The following is a 23723-nucleotide window of genomic DNA, read 5'->3' as shown; positions in this document are numbered from 1 at the left end:
GAAGGCTTACCATTTCATTTCGCCCTTGTTCACCTTCGCACCGATGTCCAGCACCATGGCACCGCCCACTGCAGGGAAGGCCTTATTCATGCCGTCTATCAGCTCAGCACTGCTCTTGCTGCTGGCCAGGTTCTTCTCGAAGGTCTGCAAATAGGTCTTGGTATAGCCGATGCTGCTGGCATCGATGGGCGTACCCGCCTGCATATGGCCGGGCACGACGATGGCCGGCTGCAGCGCGGCCATCTCGTCCAGCTGAGCCAGCCAGGCGCTGCGCTCAGCCACGGTTTGCGTGTCTGCCGTCCACACATGCAGATTGCCGAACACGCCGATATTGCCCACCACCGCCTTGATGGACGGAATCCAGGCGTAAGGACGGTGTGCCAGCAAGCCCGTGGTGCCACGGACCTCCACCTTCTCGCCGTCCACCGTCAAGCTGTTGCCTTCAATGGCATGGGGCAGCACGGGCGTACGCGGGGCGTTAGCGCCCATCTTGGGGCCCCAGAAGGCCACCTTGCCGGCATGCTTGGCGCTCAACTTGGCCAGCACGGCCGGCGTGGTCACCACATCCGCCTGGGGGAATATCTCCTTCAGCGCTTCCACGCCAAAGTAGTAGTCGGGGTCGGCCTGGCTCACATAGATGGTCTTCAGTTGCTTGCCGCTGTCCAGCACATTGGCGGCGATGCGCAGCGCGTCGGCGCGGGTAAAGCCAGCGTCGATCACCATGGCTTCCTTCTCACCGTAGACCAGGGTGGAGTTGACGTTGAAGCTATTGCCATCGGCGTTGTAGACGCGCAGCTGCAAAGGCTGGGCGGCGGAGGCGGTGCCGGTAACGACGGCGATGGTGGCGGCGACAAGAGAGGTACGGAGCATGGTGGTTTCCTGGGTAGGTGTTGCGATGAAAGGCAGTTTAGTTTCACCATTCAAACTAATAAACCCCATAAACTACGCATTACTGTTGCACAAAACGAACCAATATGGACCGCATTACCGCCATGCGTGTGTTTGCCGAAGTCGCCACCAGCGGCAGCTTCAGCGCCACCGCCGACAAGCTCGACATGTCCCGCGCCATGGTGACGCGCTATGTCACCGAGATGGAGAATTGGCTGCAGGCGCGGCTGCTGCAGCGCACCACACGCCGCGTGACGTTGACCGACGCCGGCGAGCAGGCCCTGCGCCGCAGCCAGCAAATGCTGGAGCTGGCCAGCGCGGTGGAAGAAGAAACCGCCAGCGGCAGTGACACCCTGCGCGGGCAGCTGCGGCTGACCGCCAGCATGTCCTTCGGCCACGCCCACCTGGCGGCCGCCATCACCGAGTTTCTGGCCGCGCACCCCCTGCTCTCGGTGGACCTGCAGGTGGGCGACAGCACCGTCAATCTGGTGGAGGCACGCATCGACCTGGCCATACGCATCAGCAGCGAGCCCGACCCCATGCTGATCGGCCGCCCGCTGGTGGCCTGCGAATCGGTGCTGGTGGCCTCGCCGCAATACATCCAGGCCCACGGCATGCCGCAGCACCCCGGGGAGCTGGCGCAACAACGCTGCCTGAGCCATGCCACCGTGGGTAAAAGCCTGTGGAAGCTGTCGCGCAAGGACGAGGTGGTGGAGGTGCGCGTACGCAGCCCGTTCAGCGCCAACGAGGCCACCGTGCTGCTGCAGGCCGCGCTGGCGGGCGCGGGCATTGCCCTGCAGCCCAGCTACCTGGTCAACAGCTATCTGCGCAGCGGTGCGCTGGTGCAGGTACTGCCCGACTGGCAAGTGCCGACGATGACGGTGTACGCCCTGTACCCCTCGCGCCGCCATCTGTCGCCCGCCGTGCGGGCCCTGGTGGACCACCTGGTGGCGCACTTCAAGATTGCCCCGTGGGCGCTCGCCGCCTAAGCCGCCGGAGCAGGTTTTAGGCGATCTGCGCGATCACTGCGCCCAGCGCTTGCAGCGTGCCCGCCTGCGCCGCCAGCGTGATGCGGCCGCTGCGGTGGGCCGTGACCTGCATCTCCATCTTCATGGCTTCCATGACGGCGATCACATCGCCCTCTTGCACCGCATCGCCCTCGCCCACCTTCCAGGCCTGCAGATTGCCGGCGATGGGCGAGCTGACGGCGCTGGCGTCTACCGCCGCCTCGGGTGCAGCGGCCTGCGCGGCGCCGCCAGAAGCATTTGCCAAACCCTGCAGTAGCACGGCCGGCAGGCCCAGCAGCACACGGCGGCCGTCGATCTCGATGGCGGTGCGCAGCAGGCTGCTGTCGGGCTGGGGCTCGGCGCGGGCCTGGGCTTTCAGCGATTCAGCCAGCGGCGCGGCGAAGTCGGATTCGATCCAGCGCGTATGCACCTTGAAGCCATCGGCACCCACAAAGTCCGGGTGGTCAATCACCGCGCGGTGGAAGGGCAGCACCGAGGCCACGCCTTCGATCTTGAACTCGCGCAGCGCACGGCGGGCGCGGGCCAGTGCCTGTTCGCGGGTGGCGCCGGTGACGATCAGCTTGGCCATCAGCGAATCGAAGGTGCCTGGCACCACCGAGCCAGCCAACACGCCCGTGTCCAGCCGCACGCCGGGGCCAGACGGGGCGTCGAAACGTAGCACTGGCCCGGGCGTGGGCAAGAAGCCCCGGCCCACATCTTCGGCGTTGATGCGGAACTCGATGGAATGGCCCAGCGGCGCCGGCGTCTGCGTGATGGACAGGGGCAGGCCATCGGCCACGCGCAGCTGCTCCACCACCAGGTCCACACCGGTGGTCTGCTCTGTCACCGGGTGCTCCACCTGCAGGCGGGTATTCACCTCCAGGAAGGAAATGGCGCCGCTTTGGCTGAGTAAAAACTCCACCGTGCCGGCGCTGGTGTAGCCCGCCGCAGCGCAGATGTCGCGCGCCGAGCTGTGGATGCGCGCGCGCTGCGCATCGCTCAGGAAGGGCGCGGGTGCCTCCTCCACCAGCTTCTGATTGCGCCGCTGCAGCGAGCAGTCGCGCGTGCCCAGCACCACCACGTTGCCGTGGGTGTCGGCCAGCACCTGGGCCTCGATATGGCGCGGCTTGTCCAGAAACTGCTCGACAAAGCATTCGCCCCGGCCAAAGGCGGTGACGGCCTCGCGCACGGCGGACTCGAATAGCTCGGCCACCTCGTCCATGCGCCAGGCGATCTTCATGCCCCGGCCGCCGCCGCCAAAGGCCGCCTTGATGATGATGGGCAGGCCGTGCTGCTCGGCAAAGGCCAGCACCTCGCTGGCGTCCTTCACCGGGTCGGGCGTGCCGACCACCAGGGGCGCGCCCACCTTGAGTGCGATCTTGCGTGCCTGCACCTTGTCGCCCAGTTGGGCAATGGTGCTGGGCGAGGGGCCGATCCAAGCCAGGCCCGCGTCGATCACCGCCTGGGCAAAGGCCTGGTTTTCGGACAAAAAGCCATAGCCGGGGTGCACCGCGTCGGCACCGCTCTTGCGCGCCACCTCCAGCAGCTTGGCCATGTTCAGATAGGTGTCGGCCGGGCGGTCGCCGTCCAGGCCATAGGCCTCGTCGGCCATGCGTGCGTGTAGCGCGTCGATGTCGGCATTGGCATACACGGCAACGGACTGCACGCCGTAGTCGGCACAGGCGCGGGCGATACGGACGGCGATTTCGCCTCGGTTCGCGATCAGGACTTTTTTCATATTCACAACTCTGCAAATGTTCGGATGGGGTTAAAGCGCAGCCAGGCCCCCACGGGGATCTGCCCTGCGCGGTCCAGGTGGTAAGGCGCCACACAGGCGATCACCGGGTAGCCGCCGGTCAGCGGGTGGTCGGCCAGGAACAGCACGGGTTGGCCGCTAGGAGGCACCTGCAAGGCGCCCAAAGCCGTGCCCTCGCTGGGCAACTCGCCGGTGCTGGCGCGGTCCAGCGGCACTTCGCCGGCCAGGCGCAGGCCGACGCGATTCGACTGGGCGGTGACCTGCCAGCGCTGGGCCGCCAGGCGCTCTACCGCTGCGGCGCTAAACCAGTCGGTGCGCGGGCCCATGACCACGTCCAGCACCACCTCTTGCTGCAGGGTGGGCAGGTCTTCGGGTGGCAATTCAACAGCCCCCACCACCATGCTGGCCGGGGCTGGGCGCACGCCCAGCAGCTCGCCAGCAGCCAGCGGCGCCGGGCCCACATTGGCCAGGGTATCGGTGGCGCAGCTGCCCATCACCGGTGGCAGATCGAAGCCGCCACGCACCGCCAGATAGCAGCGCGCGCCGGCCTCGGGCTGGCCGACTGCCAGAGTGTCGCCGTCGGTCAAAGCCACGGCCTGGTAACGCGGCACGGACCAGCGGCGGCCTGCGGCGGTAGTCACCGTCAAAGGCGCATCGGCACCGGTGACGGCCACCACGTTCTCGCCCTGGCTTTGCAGCTGCAGGCCACCGCCCACGGTCTCCAGCGCAGCGGCGTTGCTGACATTGCCGACCAGGCGGTTGGCAGCCTTTAGCGCGGTCGGATCCATGGCGCCGGAGGCGGACACGCCCTGCCCCGCCTGCCCGCTGCGACCCAGATCCTGGAACAAGGTTTGCAGCCCGGTGCCCCGCACCTGCAGCGCAGCCTGACCGGGTGCCAAGCTCTCACGGCTACGTTGAGAAGGATTTAAGTCTTTTAGGCCTCCAGCGCAGGTACTACCTGCGCCAGTAGCTCTTATTTGTGTAGCAATATCGACGAAGCGTACACGGTAGCCGGGCTGCAGCAGCGCAGGCTGGGCGCGGGCCAGATCCCACATGGCCACCGGTGTCACGCCGATGATCTGCCAACCACCGGGGCTGGCCTGCGGATACACGCCGCTAAAAGCTCCCGCCAAACCCACAGCACCGGCGGGAATGCGGGTGCGCGGCGTGCTGCGGCGTGGCACGTCCAGGCTGGGATGACCACCGCTGAGGTAGGCAAAGCCGGGCGCAAAGCCGGTGAAGGCCACGGTGTACTCGCTGCCGGTGTGGCGGCGCACCACTTCATCTGGCGTGGTGCCCAGCAGCTGCGCGACCTCATGCAGGTCTTCGCCGTCGTACTGCACCGGTATCTCGACCAGGGTGCTGCTGCGCTCGGCACGCTGCGAGATGTCGCGGCCGGCGATGTTCTGCACCAACTTGGCTGCGCTGGTAGCCGAGGGACGAAATCGCACAAAAATAGTCCGCGCGGCGGGCACCAGCTCTTCCACACCGGGCAAGGGCTCGCGCTGCAGCGAGGCCAGCAGGGCCAGGGTCTGGTCCAGGTCGTCCAGCTCGACCAGCAGCGCATCCAGGTTGACGGGCAGGAAGCGCATCACCGGGCCACAAACGAGGTGATGCGGATACCGTCCTGCTCGAAACGGGCGCGCAGCTGGCGGGCGATGGCCACAGCGTCGGGGCTGTCGCCGTGCACGCAGATGGAGTCGGCCTCGATGCGCACCAGGCTGCCGTCGATGGCCTCGACAACGCCCTCGCGCACCAGGCGCGCCATGCGCTGGGCGATGGCTTCGGGGTCATGCAGTACCGCGCCTTTTTCGCGGCGCGATACCAGCGCACCGGTGGGCGTGTAGGCACGGTCGGCAAAGGCCTCGGCCACCACGCGCAGGCCGGCGTCGCGCGCCCACTGCACCAGGGGCGCGCCAGCCAGGGCCACCAGCACCAGGCTGGGGTCAATGGCCAGGATGGCGTTGATCACGTCCTTGGCCTGGCGCGCGTCCTGGGCGATGGTGTTGTACAGCGCGCCATGCGGTTTGACGTAGCGCACCGTGGTACCTGCCGCTGCGGCCAGTCCTTGCAGCGCGCCGATTTGGTAGACCACATCGGCCACCAGGTCGGCGCTGGCCACGTCCATATTGCGGCGGCCAAAGCCTTGCAGGTCCGGGTAGGCCACATGGGCGCCCACCACCACACCGCGTGCGGCGGCGGCGCGCAGCGTGGCCAATATGCCGGCCGGGTCGCCGGCGTGGAAGCCGCAGGCCACGTTGGCGCTGCTGACGATTTCCAGCATAGCGGCATCGTCGCCCATGCGCCATGCGCCCAGGCTCTCGCCCAGGTCGCTATTCAGGTCTATGTTCATCATCGTGGTCTCGTAAATAACTTCAATGCAGCTGGCCGCCGGTTTCGCGCACATCCTCGTGCACGGCCAGTGCTGTCTGTATGGCCTGCTGCACGCCGCGCACCTGGGTCTCCAGCGCCATGCTGGGCATGCCGGGATGCAAGGCCGCCAGTGCGGGCAAGCTGGGTACATGCATGAAGCCGCCTCTTGCTGTGTCGCCAGCCTGCGCCAGGCGGTGCATCAGCGCATAAAAAATATGGTTGCAGACAAAGGTGCCCGCCGTGTTGGACACGGCCGCCGGCACACCCTGGGCCAGCATGTCGCGCACCATGGCCTTGATGGGCAGGGTGGAGAAATAAGCCGCCGGACCGCCCGCCACCACCGGCATGTCCACCGGCTGGCGGCCCGCGTTATCGGCGATGCGGGCATCGTCCACATTGATGGCCACGCGCTCGGGCGTCAGCGCAGCGCGGCCACCGGCCAGGCCCAGACAGAGCACCAGCGTGGGCTGCCATTGCTGCAGAGCCTGGTCCAGCCGCGTGATGGCATCGCCAAACACACAGGGCAGCTGCACGGAGCGCACCGTAGCACCCGCGTGCTGCCAGCCGTCCAGCGCACGCGCCACTTCCCAGGAAGGGTTCAGCGGATCTTTCTCGAACGGCTCAAAGCCGGTGAGCAGCACGTTCGGCGCGGCAGGGGTCGGGTACATGGACATCAGCGGAACATCAGGAAGTTAAGCAAAAACACATTCACCACCAGCAGGGTCAGGGCCGTGGGCACCTGGGCGCGGATGACGGCATTTTTGTCCGGCAATTCCAGCAGCGCAGCGGGCACGATGTTGAAGTTGGCCGCCATCGGCGTCAGCAAGGTACCGCAGTAGCCCGACAACATGCCGACTGCCGCCATCACCGCCGGGTCGCCGTGGTACACGCCCACCAGCACCGGCACACCCACGCCGCCAGTCATCACCGGGAAGGCGGCAAAGCCGTTGCCCATGATGACTGTGAACAAGGCCATACCAATCACGTAGACCGCCACCGCCACAAAGCGCAAGTCCATATTGATGTAGGTGGTGGTCACATAGGCCACGGCCTTGCCCACGCCGGCATCGGAAAACACCAAGCCCAGCATGCCCAACATCTGCGGCAACACCAGGGCCCAGCCGAGGGCATCGGTCAGGCGGCGCGACTCGCGCAGGCCCTGGGCCGGCGTCTCGCGGGTCAGCCAGCAGGCCAGGGCCAGCGACAACACGCAGCCCACGCCCAGGCTCACCAGGGTGGTGTTTTTAGGGTCCAGCAAAGGCACGCCGCCCACGGACAAATGCTTGGCCGACAGCGTGCCCACCATGGTCACCAGCGGAATCGCCAGGGCCGGCGCAAACAGCTTGTTGCCCAGGCGCTTGGCGCTGGCCACATAGTCGGCCGGGCTGCGGGCCGCATGCTTGCCGGCACCCACACCGCCAAAGCCGGCGATCAGCGCCATAACCACGGCGCCCACGCCCACCCACAGCGGCGGCAGCAAGTCGCCCACCAGGAAGACCAGGGCATAGAGCCCCCAGAACAAGCCGCTGCTGTAGCGCTTGGGGTTGCTGGCGTCTGCCAGGGTAGACAGCGCGGTGATCGCCAGCACGGCGCCCACCAGGTAATACAGATATTGGATGGAAATAATCATGTTCACGCTCCCTTGGATGCAGTGGCGACTTTGGCGTTCAGAGGGCTGATGCCCTCGGCCTTCAGCTCACGGGCCAGCACGCCATCCAGGCGGTACAGCCGCCAGGCATGGATCAAGAAGGCACACGCTGCGGTGGGGATGCCCCAGAACGCAATGTGCAGCGGCTCTACATCGATGCCAGCTTCATGCAAGAAGGTGCTCATCAGCACGATGGCGCCGAAGGCCACGAAGATGTCCTCGCCGAAGAACAGGCCCACGTTGTCCGTCGCTGCCGAGAAGGCACGCAGCTTGTGGCGAATGCGCTCGGGCAGCGGGCCGTAGCGGGCTTCGGTCGCCCCCTCGGCCATCGGGGCCAGCAGCGGGCGCACCATCTGCGGGTGGCCACCCAGGCTGGTCAGGCCGATGGCGGCCGTCAGCTGGCGCGCGGCCAGGTAGACGATCAGCAGGCGGCCGGCCGTGGCCGACTGGATGCTGCTGATCCAGCTCTGCGCATGCTGGCGCAGGCCGTGGCGCTCCAGCAGGCCGATCACCGCCAGTGGCAGCAGGATGATCAGCGGCAGATTGCGCGTCTTGATGAAGCCTGTGCCTATGGTGGCCAGGATTTTGTCGGGGGAGAAGCCGGCGGCGAGCGCCGTGCCCATGGCCGTGACGATCACGACCAGCATGGGGTTAAACCGCAGGACAAAGCCCGCGATGATGATGGCCACCCCGATGAGCGGCCATAGATTCACAACACTTTGCATATGCATCCTTGATTGAGTTCACCTACACGCAGCGCGCTGCAGCCACCTTCGCTACACCGCGCCAGCCCTTGGAACAACGCAACTTGCATGCCATATGAATGAACAAATAATGCACTATCGTGCAGCACATATATACAAATTGTTGAACAATTAATTTATTATTGCCCAACAGTAGTGCACAACATATCCATGGAAACCCTCGAATGGTCGAACCATGGAGCGCCATCACCGCTACCATCGGGCCATGAAATCCGAACCAGCCAGCACCCAAACCCTGAATGACCGCATGGCCGAGCTGATCCGTCAGAAGATCGTGCAAGGCGAGTTTTCACCCGGCCAGCGCCTGTCGGAGGCCGCTTTAAGCGAAAGCCTGGAGATATCGCGCAACACTTTGCGCGAGGTGTTCCGCCTGCTGACCAAGGAAGGCCTGCTCAAGCACGAGCCCAACCGGGGCGTGTTCGTGGCCATCCCCAGCATTGCGTCCATCATCGACATCTACCGTGTGCGCCGGCTGATCGAATGCCAGGCCCTGGCCCAGGCCTACCCGCGCCACCCCGCCAAAAAGCATCTGCGCGAAGCTGTGGAAACCGCCCAGCGCCACCGCGACGCGGGCAACTGGCAAGGCGTGGGCACGGCGAACATGGAATTCCACATGGCCATCGTCGAGCTGGCCGACAGCGAACGCCTGAACGTGATGTTCTCCCACGTGCTGGCCGAGTTGCGCCTGGCCTTTGGCCTGCTCAACGACCCCGAGTTTCTGCACATGCCCTATGTGGAGATGAACCTGAACATCCTGCAGCTGTTCGAAGCCGGCAAGCTGCAGGAGGCCGCATCTGCGCTGAACGACTATCTGGTGCACTCCGAGCGCATCGTGCTGGCGGTGTATGCGCGGCGCATCTCGGACGGTAGTACGCTGAAATAGGTACTTCAGTAGCGGCGGTAGCGCAGCAGCCGCCCACGGTACTCCGGCGCCTGCTCCACCGCCTCGTCACGCAGCAGGGTTTCTTCCAGCACATAGCCCAGCTGCTGCAAGCGCCGCGTGAAGGCAGCACGGTTGCCGCGCTCCGGGTCCACGATCAGCACCTCACTCACCGGCATGGCGTGGCGCTCGATAAAAAGGGGCAAGGCCCCGCCGTCATCGCGCTCATACAACACGTCGCTGCCCATGATCAGATCGAAACGCCCCTGCACCGTGGGCGCCAGGTCTTGCCCGGGCAACTGCTGGGGCACGTGGGACCAGTCGCCATGGCAATAGCGCATGGGCGCCAGCCCGTTGAGGCGCAGGTTCTCCAGCAAAAAGGCACCCGCCAGCGGATGGCAGTCGCTGGCCGTCACCAGCGCGCCGCGCCGGTGGCAGACCATGCTGGCCAGCGCCAGGCCGCAGCCAATCTCCAGAATGCTCTCATCCACGCCTACAGGGCGCAGTGCCACAGCCGCGGCCAGCTGCAGACCCGAAGGCCAGACAAGCCCGAACAGCGGCCAGTTACCCGAGGAAATGCCCACCGCCAGGGCCTGGCCTTGCGGGTCGCTGAACTGCTGGCGGTCCAGCAGGCTGCGAATTTGCAGCGCCGCAACGCCCAGTACAGGGATGGATTCTTGCTTGAGCGCGTAGCCCGGCATATCGACTTTCGTGAGCGAGTTGCCAGGGATGCCAAAGTGGCGGCATCAGGAGCGCGTGCGCGGGTGGTTGGGAACAAGGCTGCCACAACGCCGTATTCCATAAAGCAGAAAGCGGCAGCCTGCACGCAGTATGCAACAGCGTGCCACGTCACCCTCTGAACTCAATTTACGGGCTCTGTATTCAGGCCGCGCCACAGCGCCTGCTGTTGCCATTGCGCGGACCATCCCGCCAGCGCAGCAGCCGGCATGGGCTTGGCGATACCGTAACCCTGCACGAGATAGCAACCCAAGTGCAGCAGCGCCGCGCCGATGTCCATGCTCTCCACCCCTTCTGCAATCACCTCGCGGCGAAAGGCTCCGGCCAGACGGATCACACTCTCCACAATGCCGCGGTCGTCAGCGTCACTGAGCATGTCACGTACAAAGCTTTGATCGATCTTCAACGTATCCACTGGTAGCTTGCGCAGGTAGGTAAGAGAGGAGTAGCCAGTACCAAAGTCATCCAGGGCGAAACGCACACCCAAGGCCTGGCAGCGTGCCAGCATGGCACCGGCCTCGTTCATATCCTCGAAGGCAGCCGTCTCCAACACCTCCAGCTCCAGCGACGCTGCGGGCAGCTCGGGGTGTGCCGCAAGAGCGGCTGCCAGCTTGTCGCAGAAATCATCCTGGACCATATGGGAGGCGGCGATATTGACGCCGATCTGCAGCACCAGGCCTTGTTGCAGCCACTGTACAGCCTGAGACAGTGCAGTGCGAATCACCCAGTCACCCAATGCCGACTCCAGATGGCTACCTTGGATCTGTGGCAAAAATTCCGATGGCGGCAACAAGCCCATCTCGGGATGCTGCCAGCGCACAAGTGCCTCCACACCCACCAGACTGCCGTCGCGCAGATCCACCTTGGGCTGGTAGTGCAGTACCAGCTCGCCCTGCTCCAGCGCCAGCCGCACCCGGTCAATGTAATGGCGGCGCTGCTGGGCTTTGCGGTCGCTCTCCGGGTCAAACAGGTGAAAGCGGTTCTTGCCAGCGTTCTTGGCCAGATACATCGCCTGGTCGGCATGGCGCAGCAAAGTGTCGGCATCGGCATGGTCTTGCGGATACAGGCTGACGCCGATGCTGGCCGAAACGCTGGCCGTGTGGTCGTCCGCCAACAATACCGGGCTGCAGGCGGCCGCCAGCACCCGCTCCAGCACAACAGAGCACTCCTCGGGCGAGGCGATATCGGCCAGCAGCAGCACGAATTCATCGCCGCCCAGACGGGCCAGCGTGTCTTCGGTGCGCAGGATCTGCTTCAGATGTTCAGCCACCCCAATCAGCAACTGGTCCCCGCCCGCGTGACCGTACTGGTCATTCACCTGCTTGAAGCCGTCCAGGTCCAAATAGCAAACCGCCAGCGACAAATCACTGCGCCCCGTGCGGGCAATCGCCTGCGCCAGGCGGTCTGCCAAGAGCCTGCGATTGGGTACTCCCGTGAGCGGGTCGTAATAGGCAATGCGGTCCAACTCAGCTTCGTGCTCCTTCAAACGACTGATATCGGAAAACACCGCCACGTAATGTTCAATTGCCCCCGTGCTCCCCCGTACCACCGAGATCGACAGAAGCTCGGCATAGATCTCGCCGCTCTTGCGTCGATTCCAGATCTCGCCCTGCCAGAAGTCCTGCGCCAGAATCGCCGTCCACATCTGCCGATAAAACTCGACGTCCTGCCTGCCGGAGGACAGGATGCGGGGCGACTGGCCAATCACCTCGTCCAGGGCATAGCCGGTGATACGCACAAAGGCAGGATTGACCTTGGCAATCAGGCCGTCGGCATTCACCACCATCAGCCCTTCGTAACTGCTCTCAAACACGGTGGTGGCCTCACGCTGAGCCTGCTCAAAAGCTTTTTGCTGAGTGACGTCGGTGTGCGACCCGGCCATGGCTAGCGGCTTGCCATCGCTGTCCCACTCGACGATCCGGCCACGGGTATGGATCCAACGCCATTCGCCGCTCTTTGAGATACAGCGCAGGTCCAGCTCGTGGTTACTGGTCTCACCGGCCAGATGCCGCTGGATAGAAGCCGAGGATGCGGCGAGGTCGTCCGGGTGCACATATGCAGCCCAGTTTTCCACGCGGATATCCATCTCGCCCGGCTGGTAGCCCAGCATGGTTTCCCAGCGCGGACTAACCTGGAAGACGTTGGTCTGCAAGTTCCAGTCCCAAAAACCCTGGTCCGAACCCTCGGTGACGCGCGCCAATTGCCGCTCCCGCGCGTGCAGTAACTCCTTGGCATTCTGCCGCTCAGTGATATCGCGCGAGACACCAAAAATGCCAGTCACGACACCATCGGCATCACGTACAGGTCCCTTGGTCACCAAAAACACCAACTTCTTGCCATCCTGGGTCTCCACGGACTCCTCATGCGTTAGCGTGGTGCCGCCGTCCATGATGGCGCGGTCCAAGGCCATCAAGCGCTCGCCCGACGCCCTGTCGAAGAGCGCGGTGTCGTCTTTGCCCAGAATCTCGGCCACAGACTTTCCTATGAATTGAGCCGCAGATTGGTTGGCCATCAAATAACGGCCCTGGATGTCTTTGACAAACACTGCATCCGAAGTACCCAAAACCACGCTGTCCAGCAAGCGGCGCTGGTTCTCGGCACGGCGCAATGCGTGCCGCAACACGGCACTGAGCAGGCTAATGGCCACGCCATTGGCAATCAATGCGGCCCACTGGAACTGATCATGGCTGGAGGCCGACGTGTGCAAGCCAAACGATGACGTGATAGCCCAATAGCCACCCGCAGCGGCCACCGTCGTAGATAACAAGCCAGGGCCTAAGCCGCCCATTAGTGCGCTAAGAATGATAGGCATCATGAACAATATGAGCATGGGCTTGTCAGACAGCCCATGCGCAATTCCCTCCCGCACCAAAACCATGAGAGAGGTCACCAGCAGCGCAAACACGTAGACCAACCAGCGGGGGAGCTTCAACATACCCAAGCCGTGGTCCAGGCTGCCAACAAAGCTACTTCCGGCTGCAAGCTGCGCCGGCGGCACCGCATGCAACAAGACGAAGAAGATGCCGGTAGTACTCACTACAAAGAACAAACCCTTGGCCGTGGATATCCAGAGCAAGGACGAAAGATCGGCAAAGTGGGCCAGCAACTGGTCGGATAAAAAAATCCACACCAAGGCAAAGGCCAGATAGGCAGATGCGGCCAAGGCAATGAATCGATTGCGAGCACTGTCCAGGTTCATCTGCTTCCTCGGAAAAAAGACAGCGCCCATTGGAACACCCATTACTGGCAGCACTGCAGCTAGCGCATCCAGAGTATGACAAGCTTGTCGCCATGATTGGGGAACAATTGCCCCATATGGGGCGGCTGGAGCATGCCGTGATCAGCTGGTGCATACAGCTCCGCCACACCGGGTAGAAATTAGGTTTCGTTCATACAAGCACTAACCATCCCGCAGCAACCCCATGGCACTAGCCCTGCTTGTGCGTGGGGTTTGGTGCGCAGCCGCCATGGCTTCGCCAGACCAGCAGGCATAATCCGCGACTCCCCAGGTTTATGTATGAATTATGAACAGGGCCCTACACCGGCTCTGGCCACCCTGGCATGCCAACTGGTTTATCCCCCAGCCTGGCAGGCAGAAAACCACCCACCGATTTCCGCCCCAGTGCACTGCCCTCATACGGAGGTCCGCAGGCACACGTCTAGAAGCATGTTCTGAAAGGTTTTCCATGTCTGCATCTACTGCTGCGCAGGGCAATTCGCCCGGCAAAGTAGCCATCGCGTCCCTGGTGGGCACCGCGATCGAGTTTTACGACTACTACATCTACGCCGCTGCTGCGGTGCTGGTGTTCAACAGCCAGTTCTTCCCCAAGGGCGACCCATCGGCCGCCACCCTGCTGTCTTTGTCCACCCTGGCGCTGGCCTTTCTGGCCCGCCCCATCGGCTCGGCCCTGTTTGGCCACTTTGGCGACCGCATCGGCCGCAAGACCACGCTGGTGGCTTCGCTGCTGACCATGGGCCTGTCCACCGTAGCCATTGGCTTGCTGCCTACCTACGACAGCATCGGACTGTGGGCGCCTGTGCTGCTGTGCGTATGCCGCATCGGCCAGGGCATTGGCCTGGGCGGCGAATGGGGTGGCGCGGCACTGGTCGCCACTGAAAACGCGCCCAAGGGCAAACGCGGCCTGTTTGGCAGCTTTCCCCAGTTGGGTGCGCCGATTGGCTTATTTGTGGCCAACGGCGTGTTCTTTCTGGTGACCTACTTCCTGGGCACGGAAACCATGGTCGCCTGGGCTTGGCGCATTCCCTTCCTGATGTCCTTCGTGCTGGTGGCCGTGGGCTTGTATGTGCGGCTGAACCTGCACGAAAGCGCAGCCTTCCAAAAGGTGGAACGCGAAGGCCGCAAGCTGCAAGCCCCTGTGAGCGCCGTGTTCAAGCACCATGGCGGCGCTTTGCTGCGCGGTATTTTCTGCATGTCCACCACCTATGTGCTGTTCTATCTGATGACGGCTTTTGTACAGGTCTACTCCAAGAGCCCGGCGGCACTCTCGCCCGCGGGCCATGCGATGGGCCTGGGCATTCCGCCCAACACCTTCACCGGCCTGCTGCTGGTGGGCGCGGTGGTGTTTGGCATCTTCACGACGCTGGGCGGCGTGTGGGCCGACAAGCTGGGCCGCCGCAGTTGGCTGCTCAAGGTCACGACGGGCATCGTGGTGCTGGGCCTGCTGATGCCAACCTTCCTGAACCAGGGCAGCGTGCAATCCGTGGCGGCGTTCCTGGTGGTGGGTATGGCGCTGATGGGCATGACCTTCGGCCCCATGGCCGCCCTGCTGCCTGAGCTGTTCCCCACCGAAGTGCGCTACTCGGGCGCTTCGCTGGCGTACAACCTGTCTTCCATCGTGGGAGCCTCCATCCCCACCCTGGTGGCCATGGAGCTAAACAAAAACTACGGCCTGATGGGCGTGGGCCTGTACATGGCTGGCAACGGCGCCATCACCATGCTGGCGCTGTACCTGTCGCGTGAAACCCGCGATATGGACATGAGCGCAGCCGTCGCCCCCACGCCGTAAGCGGAACACGCATACGGAACACATACCCGGGCCTGATAACCCGGGTATTTTTTTGTTTAAAAAGCGCTGCAACGCACACAGAATATGCGGCACCAGCTACAAAATCAGTAGCATCATATGCAAGCACCCGGTTTGCATTCAGTGCGGTGCCCGCACCGCCCAACGCAGCTTGGCGGACGTGGAGCGCGGGTTGCTGCGCTGCTCCTCAAATGAGGCCCGGATCGGATCGGCGGCCACACTGCTGAAGGTGCCGTTGCGCTCGCCGGTTTGAAAGCACTTCTTCACGCGCCGGTCTTCCCCGGAGTGAAAGCTCAGAATCGCCACGCGCCCACCCGGTTTCAGGCAGCCGGGCAAGTTCAGCAGCATCTTGTCCAGCACACCAAACTCGTCATTCACCTCGATGCGCAGCGCCTGGAACGTGCGCTGCAGCACCTTCTTGGTCTCGGCCAGACGCTCCTCTGCCGGCATGCTGCGCTTGTAGGCCAGTTCCATGGTGGCGCGCACTAGGTCGGCCAGCTGCACCGTGGTTTCCAGAAACTGGCCCTGCAGGGCCGCCGCCAAGGGCTGGGCAAAGGGCTCGTCGGAGTTGTCGGTCAACAAATCGCGCAACCGGTGCCGGGTTACGCATAGCAGCAGCTCGCTGGCCGACTGACCGCTACTCGGGTCCAGGCGTAAATCCAGTGGACCATCAGCACGAAAGCTGAAGCCCCGTGCCGGGTTGTCGATCTGCATGGACGACACGCCCAGGTCTGCCAGTGCAAAGTCGAAGCCACCGCCCGCCTGCGGCAGCAGCGTCACCAATTCACTGAAGTTGGCGCGGTGCACGGTCAGCGCCTCTTCGCCAAAGCCCGCTGCGCGCAGCCGCGCAGTCGTGCGGGGCAGCTCGATCGGGTCCACATCCATGCCGAACATGCGCCCGCCGGGCTGCACCAGCGGCAGCATGGCCAGCGTGTGGCCGCCAAAGCCCAAGGTCAGGTCCACACCGGTTTCGCCCGGCACGGGCTTCAAGATGGCAAGGATTTCGTCGACGCAAATCGAGCGGTGCATGCCCGCAGGCGTTTGCCCGCGCTGCATGACCTTGTCCACCTCGTCCGCATGGCGCGTGGGGTCCAGCTCTTTGTACTTTTCTTCGAACTGGCGAGGATGGGTGCCGGCGTAACGTACGCGGCGCTTGTGGGGAGGGGTGGCGTCGGTCATCGGCCATTATGCGCCCCAGGGAAGGCAAAAAAAAGCCGCGCCACCCGTAGGATCTGCGCGGCCAGCTACTGAATTTGTAGCGTTTTAAGCAGCAATCAAACGCGTGGCACCGGCGTGCCGGAGTTGACGCACAGCGCCATATTCAGCGACTTGATGGCCGTTTTGTAGTCCTCGCGCTCAATCACAAACTGCATATTCACCTGGCGCAGGGTTTGCGACACGCAGTTCACGTTGACCTGGGCATCTGCCAGAGCCTGCGCAGCCTTGGCCAGCACGCCCGGAATGCCGATGTTGGAACCTATGGTGCACACGATGGCGCTGGGCTTGACCGTCACCACCTGGTACAGCTCCTCCAGCTCAGCCAGGAGTTCGGCCGACACCTGGTTGTCCCACACCAGGTGGGCAATCGAGTTGGCATTGGTCGCCTTGAGGATGTAGCTGATGTCGTGCTTGCAGAACACCTGCATCAGGCTGGCATCAAAGCCCACGGTGCCCACCATGCTGGGGTCGTGGATTTCGATCAGCGTGACCTTGTCCGTGCCGGTGACAATTTCCACGCGGGCACGCTCGCCCACAAAGTCCTTGGTGATCAGCGTACCGGGGTGGTCCGGCTCAAACGTGTTCTTCAAGCGGATAGGGATGCCCGCCAACTCCATGGGTTTGGACGCCTTGGGGTGGATGGCTTCCATGCCCACATCGGCCAGTTGGTCGGCCACGTCGTAATTGGTGGCGCCCACCACAATGGCGTTTTCCAGACCCACGAGGTTGGGGTCGGCGGACGACAGGTGGAATTCCTTGTGGATCACCGCCTCGGCAGGACGCACTTCCACGGCAATCTTGCTGAACGTGACTTCGGAATAGCCGCGGTCAAACTCGCGCATGATGCCTTCCGTGCCCTTGGTGTAGCCGGTCGCCACGATCACGTTGTTGACCAGGTCCAGGTCTTTGAAGCTGTTGGCAATGCGCTCGTCGATGGTCCAGGCTTCGTTGTCGTCAAAGCCGGCCAGGTCCATCAGCACGGCCTTCACGCCATTGGCCTTGAGAATCTCCACCGAGTTGAACGCGCTGTGCGATTCACCGATAGAGGCCAGCACTTCACGCGCGGCCAATAGCACGTCGTGGCGGCTGAGGTAGCCGCTGGCCAGCACATGCTGCATGGCCCCCAGGTATTCGCGGGCCTGGGCAATGCGCTTGTCGATGAAGGCATCGGCCACCGCCAACGGCAGGCCGATATCGGCGTAACCGGCGTTGATCTTCTTCAGGCTAACGGCCAGGCCTGTCAGTGCATCCTGGTAGCCCTTGCTCTCGGCAAACAGGGCGTAGATACCGCGTTCGCCGGTCTTCTTGTGTTCCAGCAGCTGGTTGGTCACGCCCGAATAGGCCGACACCACGTAAATGCGGCCGTAAATGCGCTTGGGGTCGTGCAGCACGATGTGGCGCAGCACATCGCCAAAAGCGGTCATGGAAGTACCGCCGATCTTCTCGACAGAGATTTTGGAAGAATTTACGTCGTGCATGGAGAAGCTGAAAGGAGCAAAAAGGTCGAAAAACTGGGCGGGGTTTCTGCCGAGGGAGCCAAGGGCAGCAAACCCGCTATTTTCCACCACTTTGGGGCAGCCTCCGTTGCGGCAGCTGCCAGCCATGCGCAAACTTCACCGCCAAGCCGGAGTTTTCAAGCTATTTAGCCGGCCTTATTCCAGAACAGCGCTTGCAAAACCTGCACGACCAGCTATTGAATCAATAGCAATTGAGACACTTGCTTCTTGCTGGGCAGTGCATCCCTGCGCCTGCCATGCACCACGTCTGCCGCCGTGCCGATGCTCTCGCCCCGCTTGGGAGCGGGTGAAGATACCTTTGATGCCGACTGCCTGCGTGGCTTGTACTCACTGGCGCTTTTTGTCCATGCAGCTGGTGCGCAAAAACTGGCCTGCGACAAAAATATCGCGCTCGATAGCTCGGCGCACGGCGCTGCTGTCGCGTTGTGCCAGGGCGCGCACCAGGTCGTCATGGGCGTCATTGAGCACCGCGCTGGCCTCGGGTGTGTCGAACAGGCGGTTGGAAATGGGCCCCGCACGCAGCCACAAAATGTCTATCAGCTGAAAAAGCAGTGGCGAGCCCGCCGCCTTGTACAACAGCACGTGAAAATTTTCGTTGATGTCCAGGTAACGCTTGGAGTCGCCAGCTTGCAGCGCTGCATCCATCTCCTCGCTCCAGCGCTGCATCTGCGCCACCTGCGCGGGCTCCAGGCGCAGGCAGCCGCGCTCGGCAGCCTCCCCTTCAAGCAGCATGCGCATTTGCAGCAGGTCGTCGAACTCCGGCATCGACAGGCGCGGCACCGCCACACCGGCGTTGGGAATATTGACCAAGGCCCCCTCTGCAGAGAGACGTTGCAACGCCGCGCGCACCGGCATCTGGCCCACGCCCATGTCTGCTGCCACGGTGCGGATCTTCAGCCTCTCACCCGGCAAAAAGCGCCCCACCGTGATCCACTGGCGCAAGGTGCTGTAGATCTGATCCTGGTGGGTGCTGGTGGCCGGGGTAGTGGTGGCGAGTAGGTCCGTAACGCTCATGGTGCTAGGTTGATAGCCTGCGCTCAGGCCAAAGTCCAGCATCATATGGGCTAGGGCCACTGCGGCGGCAGCGCCTAGCTAGAAAGCCATTTAATGCGCCGCTTCTTGCAGGGCGGCAAGTCAGGCTGACGCCCTGCTAAGCCATTGCTCGCCAGCGGGTGCGCGGTGGGAATGGGGTCTGGATGAGACGTGGACCGGCGCACACCACCGTCAAGGGCCTTTGCGTTCTTGCAGACAGTTGCCGCCATCCACCACCATCATTTGGCCGGTGATATAGCTGGCGCCCGGGCTGGCCAGAAACGCCACCATGCAGGCCATTTCAGTGGCGCTGCCCGCCCGGCCCATGGGTGTATAGCGGGACGCCAAGGCTTCCGCCTCGGTTTGTGAACCAGTAGCCACCCAGCCAGGGGCCAGGTTGTTGATGGTGATACCGTGCTGCGCCACCTCTAGCGCGATGGCGCGACCCATGCCCACCATGGCGGCCTTGGCGGCGCAGTAAGCAGCCTCGCCCGGGTTGCCCACCAAGGGCCCGGTGACAGAGCTGACATTGATGATGCGCCCGTGGCGACGGGCCACCATACCGGGCAGGCAGGCACGAGTGACATTCACACAGGTGCCCAGGTTGCGCTCCAGATCCAGGTCCCAGTCGCTCAGGGCGGTGTCAGCGAACGCGGCAAAGCGCTCGGCCGAACCCTCCATGGCCATGCCAGCGTTATTGACCAGGATGTCGATCCGGCCAAAGTCAGCCTCTACAGCGGCCACCAGCGCGGCTGTAGCAGCACGGTCGGTCAGGTCGGCTTGGTAGCCGCGTGCGGTATGGCCTGCGGCACAGAGTTCGGCCGCACGGATGTGGATGCGCGGGCCGGTGGCCGCAATGGCCACGCGCGCGCCCAGCTCGGCCAGCAGCCGAGCTGTGGCCAGGCCAATGCCCCGCTCGGCCCCGGCGCCAGTGACCAGGGCCACCTGCCCATGCAAGGAGAACAGCGGGTGCGCGGTGTGCGAGCGCTGCGGCTCAACCGGCAATGGTTTCACGGATAAAGCCGTCCACGGCAGCCACCAGTCGATCCACGTCGACTGCGGTGGTGTCAGGGCACACCAGCATCATGTTGTGAAAAGGCGTGATGATCAGGCCGCGGTTGAGCAGGTAGAGGTGGATGTTTTGTTCCAGTGCCGGGTCCAAAATGGCGTCGGCCTCACTACCGTTGCGCGGTGGCGTGGGGGTGAACTGGAATTCAGTGCGCGCGCCGACTTGCGTTACGCACCAGCCCAGACCGTGACGGGCAATAACCCCACGCAAGCCATCCGCCAGACGTTCGGCCAGGCCAAACATATGTGCGTAAGCCGCATCAGTCATCACTTCCGAAAGGTTGGCGCGCATCGCCGCCATGGTCAGCAAGTTGGCAGTCAACGTAGTGCCAATGCCACTGTGCCCGGGAGGAGCGTTGCGCTTGGCCGCTTCGGCGCGCGCAGCGGTTTCTGCGCTGAAGCCGTAGACCGCACAGGGCACACCGCCTGCCACAGGCTTGCCCACCACGAACAAGTCGGGTTGCAGGCCGTGCGCACGGGTGTAGCCACCGGGGCCGGAGCTGATAGTGTGGGTTTCGTCGATCAGCAGCAAGGTGCCGTAGCGGCGGCACAGGGCTTGGGCGGCCTCCCAGAAGCCGGGCTCGGGCAGCACCATGCCAATATTGGTCATGGCGGGCTCGGCCAGCAGACAGGCCACTTGGCTATCGGCCAGGGCAGCTTCCAGCGCAGCCAAGTCGTTGAACTCCACGCTGCGCGTGGTGCGGGTGATGTCCACCACCTGGCCCAGCAGGCTGTCACGGGTGTGCGGCAGGCCGTCCACCAGGTCCACGAACACATCGTCGACGGTGCCGTGGTAGCAGCCATTGAAGATCAGTATCTGCGTGCGTCCAGTGAGCGCTCGCGCCCAGCGGATGGCAAAACGGTTGGCGTCCGACGCTGACAGCGCAAACTGCCACACTGGCATGCCAAAGCGGCGTGCCAGCTCTTCGGATACCCACACGCCGTCTTCACTCGGCAGCATGGTGGTGATGCCGCGTGCGGCCTGCGCCGCTACTGCGCGAGCCACAGGGGCGGGGCTATGGCCGAACATGGTGCCGGTGTCGCCCAGGCAGAAGTCCACATAGTGGTGGCCATCCACATCGGTGAGGCGCGCGCCGCGCGCTTCGGCCACATGCATCGGATAAGGTGTGGACCAGTCGTTCATCCAGTGCATGGGCACACCGAACATCAAGTGGTCTTTGGCGCGGTCAGCCAACGCGCGGGAGGCAGGGTTGCTCGCTGCATAGTGGGCGCGTTCCCGCGCACGCACGTCGTTCAGACGTTGGGGGTCCAGGGTTTTGTAAGTGACAGTCATAGCGGAGTGCAAGAGTCAGAAAAATCAGATAAAGGAGACGTGCGAACTCACACCAGCAAGAGCAAGTGCTCGCGTTCCCACGAGCTGATCACGCGGTTGTAAGTGGCATATTCCAGCTCTTTGACAGCGCAGAAGGCATCGACAAATCCGGTGCCCAGCACCTCACGCAGTGGTGCGCTGGCGCGCATGGATTCAATGGCGTCTTCCAGGTGGCGTGGCAGCTCATGGTTGACGTTCCAGGCGCTGTCGGTGGTAGGCGCGCTGGGCGTCAGGCCCTCGGTCATGCCCAGCAAACCGCAGGCCAGGGTGGCGGCCATGGCCAGGTAGGGATTCACGTCCACGCCGGGCACCCGGTTTTCCACCCGGCGGTTGGCGGGGCTGGAGTTGGGCACGCGGATGCCGCAGGTGCGGTTGTCGTGGCCCCAGCGCACATTGATGGGCGCCGACATGAAGGGTGAAAGGCGGCGATAAGAGTTCACATAGGGTGCAAACATCGGCATGAGCTTGGGAATGTAGGTCTGCAGGCCTGCAATGCATTGGGCAAAGTAGGAACTGGCAGAACCATCGGGCAGACTAAACAGGTTGTTGCCATCCTTGTCCAAGATACTTTGGTGAATGTGCATGGCGCTACCCGGCTCTTGTTCCATGGGCTTGGCCATGAAGGTGGCAAAAATGCCGTGGCGCAGGGCCGTTTCGCGTACGGTGCGCTTGAAAAGGAATACGCGGTCTGCCAAGTCCAACGCATTGCCATGGCTGAAATTGATTTCCATCTGGCCAGGGCCGGCCTCATGGATCAGTGTCTCCACGCCGAGCCGGTGCTGCTCACAGAAGTTGGAGAGCTCCATAAAGAAAGGGTCGAAGTCGTTGACCGCATCAATGGAGTAGCTTTGGCGACCAGCCTCGGGCTTGCCGGTGCGGCCCAAGGGTGGCTGCAGCGGCTCATGGGGGTTCTGCTGACGTGCGACCAGATAGAACTCCATTTCGGGTGCAACCACCGGGCTCCAGCCGCGCTCTTCGTATTGCTTGAGCACCCGACGCAGCACGCCGCGCGGGGATATCTCGACGGTACTGCCGTCCCATTCTTGGCAGTCGTGAATAACCACCGCCACGGGCTCGGCGGCCCAGGGCACGATACGCACGGTGCTGGCATCGGGGATGCAGACCATGTCCGGGTCGGTGTCGCCCACAAATGGGCCGTTGTCGGGTTGCTGGCCATTCACGGTGTTGAGCAGCACGCTCTTGGGCAAGCGCATCTCACCCGCAGCCAGAAACAAGTCGCGCGGCAGGATCTTGCCGCGGGCAATCCCGGTCATATCGGGGATCACACACTCCACCTCGTGGATGCGGTGCGTGATCAAAAAATCTTCAATAGGCGAGGTAGTCGACATGGCCGTATCTGTTCATGGAGATACAGCCATCTTACTTCGAAAGTCAAATTTGTGATCACAAATTAACAAAAAACTCAATAAATCAAATTTAAGGCGGATAATGTGATCTCAAATTAAAAATGCAGGCCACCCCCACCACACTCCTGGATGCCAGCACGTCACACAACGCACATCGCCACGCCCACTGGGGAAGCCCACTGCTGACAACTCCGATGCGCTACCAAAAGCAACGATGGCCCCAGTTATGCCGGCCCGCAGAGTCTTCTGAAGCTCAGAGCTTCTCGGTCTCGCCGGTCTTGGGCTGCCACTTCATCAGCCGGGACTCAATTCGGCCCACCAGGCTGTCCAATGCCAGAGCAAAAACCGTCAATACCACAATGCCGGCCATCACAGTGTTGATGTCAAAGCTGCCCTCGGCCTGCAAGATCAGGTAGCCCACACCTGCGCTGGAGCCCAGATATTCGCCCACCACCGCGCCCACAAACGCCAGGCCAACCGAGGTGTGCAGCGAGCTGAATACCCAGCTGGTGGCGCTGGGCAGGTACACATGGCGCAACAGCTGACGCCGGTCGGCCCCCAGCATGCGCGCATTGGCCAGCACCACATGGCTGACCTCCTTCACACCCTGGTAGACATTGAAAAACACAATGAAAAACACCAGCGTGACACCCAGGGCCACCTTGGAGCCCATGCCCAGGCCAAACCACACCGAGAAAATCGGCGCCAAGATGATGCGCGGCATGGCATTCATGGCCTTAATATAGGGCTCCAAAATCGCCGATGCCATGGGCGCCAGCGCCAGCCACAAGCCGCCCGCCAGGCCTAGGCCGGAGCCAATGGCAAATGCCATCAGCGTCTCGGCCAGGGTAATGCCAAGGTGCTTGTAAATATCGGCATCCACCACAAACCAGGCCCATATGCGCTTGCCCACCTGCAGTGGCTCGCCAAAGAAGAACGCCGCCTGGCTCTCGCTGTTGAACATCATTGGCGGGATCAGCCCCGGCGCCGTCATCACAAACCAAAACACCAATAGCAGCACCAGGAGCACCAGCTGCCAGATCCACAAATTGCCGCGGCGCGGCTTCAACCATGTCCACATGTGCTGTA

At 63.2% G+C, this 23723-nt stretch carries 19 protein-coding genes; 3 read left to right on the top strand and 16 right to left on the bottom strand.

From position 1 onward, the window contains the following. Window positions 1–6 precede the first annotated feature (6 nt). Window positions 7–870, bottom strand: a complete 864-nt coding sequence (locus AC07VY_RS21510; RefSeq protein WP_495099228.1) for an MBL fold metallo-hydrolase — start codon at window positions 868–870, stop codon at window positions 7–9. Between the two features lie 104 nt (window positions 871–974). Here AC07VY_RS21510 and AC07VY_RS21505 point away from each other — a divergent pair, with 104 nt between their 5' ends. Next, a complete protein-coding gene (locus AC07VY_RS21505; RefSeq protein ID WP_495099229.1) occupies window positions 975–1877 on the top strand; it encodes a LysR family transcriptional regulator in 903 nt (300 codons plus the stop codon). A 16-nt stretch (window positions 1878–1893) separates the two neighbouring features. Here the strand turns inward: AC07VY_RS21505 and AC07VY_RS21500 are convergent, their stop codons facing one another. Genes AC07VY_RS21500 through AC07VY_RS21475 form a run of 6 tightly spaced genes read right to left on the bottom strand, consistent with a single transcriptional unit; the run spans window position 1894 to window position 8397 of the window. Next, window positions 1894–3633, bottom strand: coding sequence for an acetyl/propionyl/methylcrotonyl-CoA carboxylase subunit alpha (locus AC07VY_RS21500; RefSeq protein ID WP_495099230.1), 1740 nt, complete (start codon window positions 3631–3633; stop codon window positions 1894–1896). Between the two features lie 2 nt (window positions 3634–3635). Next, window positions 3636–5243: a 5-oxoprolinase subunit PxpB gene (pxpB, locus tag AC07VY_RS21495; protein ID WP_495099231.1), complete on the bottom strand. Its 1608-nt coding sequence runs from the start codon at window positions 5241–5243 to the stop codon at window positions 3636–3638. Then, window positions 5243–6004 (bottom strand): LamB/YcsF family protein, encoded by a 762-nt coding sequence (locus AC07VY_RS21490; protein WP_495099267.1) that lies wholly within the window; start codon window positions 6002–6004, stop codon window positions 5243–5245. Before AC07VY_RS21490 ends, pxpB begins: the two co-directional genes overlap by 1 nt. A gap of 22 nt (window positions 6005–6026) precedes the next feature. Then, window positions 6027–6692, bottom strand: a complete 666-nt coding sequence (pcp, locus tag AC07VY_RS21485) for a pyroglutamyl-peptidase I (RefSeq protein ID WP_495099232.1) — start codon at window positions 6690–6692, stop codon at window positions 6027–6029. A 5-nt stretch (window positions 6693–6697) separates the two neighbouring features. Next, window positions 6698–7654: a DUF979 domain-containing protein gene (locus AC07VY_RS21480; RefSeq protein WP_495099233.1), complete on the bottom strand. Its 957-nt coding sequence runs from the start codon at window positions 7652–7654 to the stop codon at window positions 6698–6700. A 2-nt stretch (window positions 7655–7656) separates the two neighbouring features. Then, complete coding sequence (locus AC07VY_RS21475; RefSeq protein ID WP_495099234.1) at window positions 7657–8397, bottom strand: DUF969 domain-containing protein; 741 nt, start codon at window positions 8395–8397, stop codon at window positions 7657–7659. A 244-nt stretch (window positions 8398–8641) separates the two neighbouring features. Between AC07VY_RS21475 and AC07VY_RS21470 the strand changes: the two genes are divergently transcribed. Next, window positions 8642–9319: a GntR family transcriptional regulator gene (locus tag AC07VY_RS21470; RefSeq protein WP_495099235.1), complete on the top strand. Its 678-nt coding sequence runs from the start codon at window positions 8642–8644 to the stop codon at window positions 9317–9319. Window positions 9320–9324: 5 nt separating this feature from the next. Here the strand turns inward: AC07VY_RS21470 and AC07VY_RS21465 are convergent, their stop codons facing one another. Continuing rightward, window positions 9325–10017 carry a class I SAM-dependent methyltransferase gene (locus AC07VY_RS21465; RefSeq protein ID WP_495099236.1) on the bottom strand — a complete coding sequence of 231 codons (693 nt, stop codon included), beginning with the start codon at window positions 10015–10017 and terminating at the stop codon, window positions 9325–9327. Window positions 10018–10178: 161 nt separating this feature from the next. Further along, a complete protein-coding gene (locus AC07VY_RS21460) occupies window positions 10179–13253 on the bottom strand; it encodes a sensor domain-containing protein (protein WP_495099237.1) in 3075 nt (1024 codons plus the stop codon). Window positions 13254–13740: 487 nt separating this feature from the next. On the opposite strand from AC07VY_RS21460, the gene AC07VY_RS21455 reads away from it, so the two are divergent. Further along, window positions 13741–15081: an MFS transporter gene (locus AC07VY_RS21455; RefSeq protein WP_495099238.1), complete on the top strand. Its 1341-nt coding sequence runs from the start codon at window positions 13741–13743 to the stop codon at window positions 15079–15081. A 138-nt stretch (window positions 15082–15219) separates the two neighbouring features. On the opposite strand, the gene rsmH is transcribed toward AC07VY_RS21455, so the two are convergent. The 7 genes from rsmH to AC07VY_RS21420 all read right to left on the bottom strand — a co-directional run bounded on the left by rsmH (window position 15220) and on the right by AC07VY_RS21420 (window position 23715). Beyond that, window positions 15220–16278, bottom strand: coding sequence for a 16S rRNA (cytosine(1402)-N(4))-methyltransferase RsmH (gene rsmH / locus AC07VY_RS21450; RefSeq protein ID WP_495099239.1), 1059 nt, complete (start codon window positions 16276–16278; stop codon window positions 15220–15222). A 95-nt stretch (window positions 16279–16373) separates the two neighbouring features. After that, a complete protein-coding gene (locus tag AC07VY_RS21445; RefSeq protein ID WP_495099240.1) occupies window positions 16374–17795 on the bottom strand; it encodes an aspartate kinase in 1422 nt (473 codons plus the stop codon). Window positions 17796–18161: 366 nt separating this feature from the next. Next, the gene (locus AC07VY_RS21440) at window positions 18162–18848 is read right to left on the bottom strand and encodes a GntR family transcriptional regulator (protein ID WP_495099241.1); all 687 of its coding nucleotides are present in this window, start codon (window positions 18846–18848) and stop codon (window positions 18162–18164) included. 210 nt (window positions 18849–19058) lie between these two features. After that, entirely contained in the window at window positions 19059–19880 is an 822-nt protein-coding gene (locus AC07VY_RS21435) for an SDR family NAD(P)-dependent oxidoreductase (protein WP_495099242.1), read from the bottom strand. Continuing rightward, a complete protein-coding gene (locus tag AC07VY_RS21430; protein WP_495099243.1) occupies window positions 19861–21228 on the bottom strand; it encodes an aspartate aminotransferase family protein in 1368 nt (455 codons plus the stop codon). Before AC07VY_RS21430 ends, AC07VY_RS21435 begins: the two co-directional genes overlap by 20 nt. Before the next feature lie 47 nt (window positions 21229–21275). Next, a complete protein-coding gene (locus AC07VY_RS21425; RefSeq protein WP_495099244.1) occupies window positions 21276–22616 on the bottom strand; it encodes a glutamine synthetase family protein in 1341 nt (446 codons plus the stop codon). 271 nt (window positions 22617–22887) lie between these two features. Next, complete coding sequence (locus tag AC07VY_RS21420; protein WP_495099245.1) at window positions 22888–23715, bottom strand: ABC transporter permease; 828 nt, start codon at window positions 23713–23715, stop codon at window positions 22888–22890. Window positions 23716–23723: the final 8 nt, after the last annotated feature.

The organism is Rhodoferax sp. GW821-FHT02C08 (genome assembly GCF_059421805.1).
This window is presented reverse-complemented; position numbering and strand designations above follow the sequence as displayed.

What these genes read in the sequence shown, in the direction of transcription:
- AC07VY_RS21510 (WP_495099228.1), bottom strand. Translation starts at nt 870, where the DNA reads ATGCTCCGTACCTCTCTTGTCGCCGCCACCATCGCCGTCGTTACCGGC.
- AC07VY_RS21505 (WP_495099229.1), top strand. Translation starts at nt 975, where the DNA reads ATGGACCGCATTACCGCCATGCGTGTGTTTGCCGAAGTCGCCACCAGC.
- AC07VY_RS21500 (WP_495099230.1), bottom strand. Translation starts at nt 3,633, where the DNA reads ATGAAAAAAGTCCTGATCGCGAACCGAGGCGAAATCGCCGTCCGTATC.
- pxpB (WP_495099231.1), bottom strand. Translation starts at nt 5,243, where the DNA reads ATGCGCTTCCTGCCCGTCAACCTGGATGCGCTGCTGGTCGAGCTGGAC.
- AC07VY_RS21490 (WP_495099267.1), bottom strand. Translation starts at nt 6,004, where the DNA reads ATGAACATAGACCTGAATAGCGACCTGGGCGAGAGCCTGGGCGCATGG.
- pcp (WP_495099232.1), bottom strand. Translation starts at nt 6,692, where the DNA reads ATGTACCCGACCCCTGCCGCGCCGAACGTGCTGCTCACCGGCTTTGAG.
- AC07VY_RS21480 (WP_495099233.1), bottom strand. Translation starts at nt 7,654, where the DNA reads ATGATTATTTCCATCCAATATCTGTATTACCTGGTGGGCGCCGTGCTG.
- AC07VY_RS21475 (WP_495099234.1), bottom strand. Translation starts at nt 8,397, where the DNA reads ATGCAAAGTGTTGTGAATCTATGGCCGCTCATCGGGGTGGCCATCATC.
- AC07VY_RS21470 (WP_495099235.1), top strand. Translation starts at nt 8,642, where the DNA reads ATGAAATCCGAACCAGCCAGCACCCAAACCCTGAATGACCGCATGGCC.
- AC07VY_RS21465 (WP_495099236.1), bottom strand. Translation starts at nt 10,017, where the DNA reads ATGCCGGGCTACGCGCTCAAGCAAGAATCCATCCCTGTACTGGGCGTT.
- AC07VY_RS21460 (WP_495099237.1), bottom strand. Translation starts at nt 13,253, where the DNA reads ATGAACCTGGACAGTGCTCGCAATCGATTCATTGCCTTGGCCGCATCT.
- AC07VY_RS21455 (WP_495099238.1), top strand. Translation starts at nt 13,741, where the DNA reads ATGTCTGCATCTACTGCTGCGCAGGGCAATTCGCCCGGCAAAGTAGCC.
- rsmH (WP_495099239.1), bottom strand. Translation starts at nt 16,278, where the DNA reads ATGACCGACGCCACCCCTCCCCACAAGCGCCGCGTACGTTACGCCGGC.
- AC07VY_RS21445 (WP_495099240.1), bottom strand. Translation starts at nt 17,795, where the DNA reads ATGCACGACGTAAATTCTTCCAAAATCTCTGTCGAGAAGATCGGCGGT.
- AC07VY_RS21440 (WP_495099241.1), bottom strand. Translation starts at nt 18,848, where the DNA reads ATGAGCGTTACGGACCTACTCGCCACCACTACCCCGGCCACCAGCACC.
- AC07VY_RS21430 (WP_495099243.1), bottom strand. Translation starts at nt 21,228, where the DNA reads ATGACTGTCACTTACAAAACCCTGGACCCCCAACGTCTGAACGACGTG.
- AC07VY_RS21425 (WP_495099244.1), bottom strand. Translation starts at nt 22,616, where the DNA reads ATGTCGACTACCTCGCCTATTGAAGATTTTTTGATCACGCACCGCATC.
- AC07VY_RS21420 (WP_495099245.1), bottom strand. Translation starts at nt 23,715, where the DNA reads ATGTGGACATGGTTGAAGCCGCGCCGCGGCAATTTGTGGATCTGGCAG.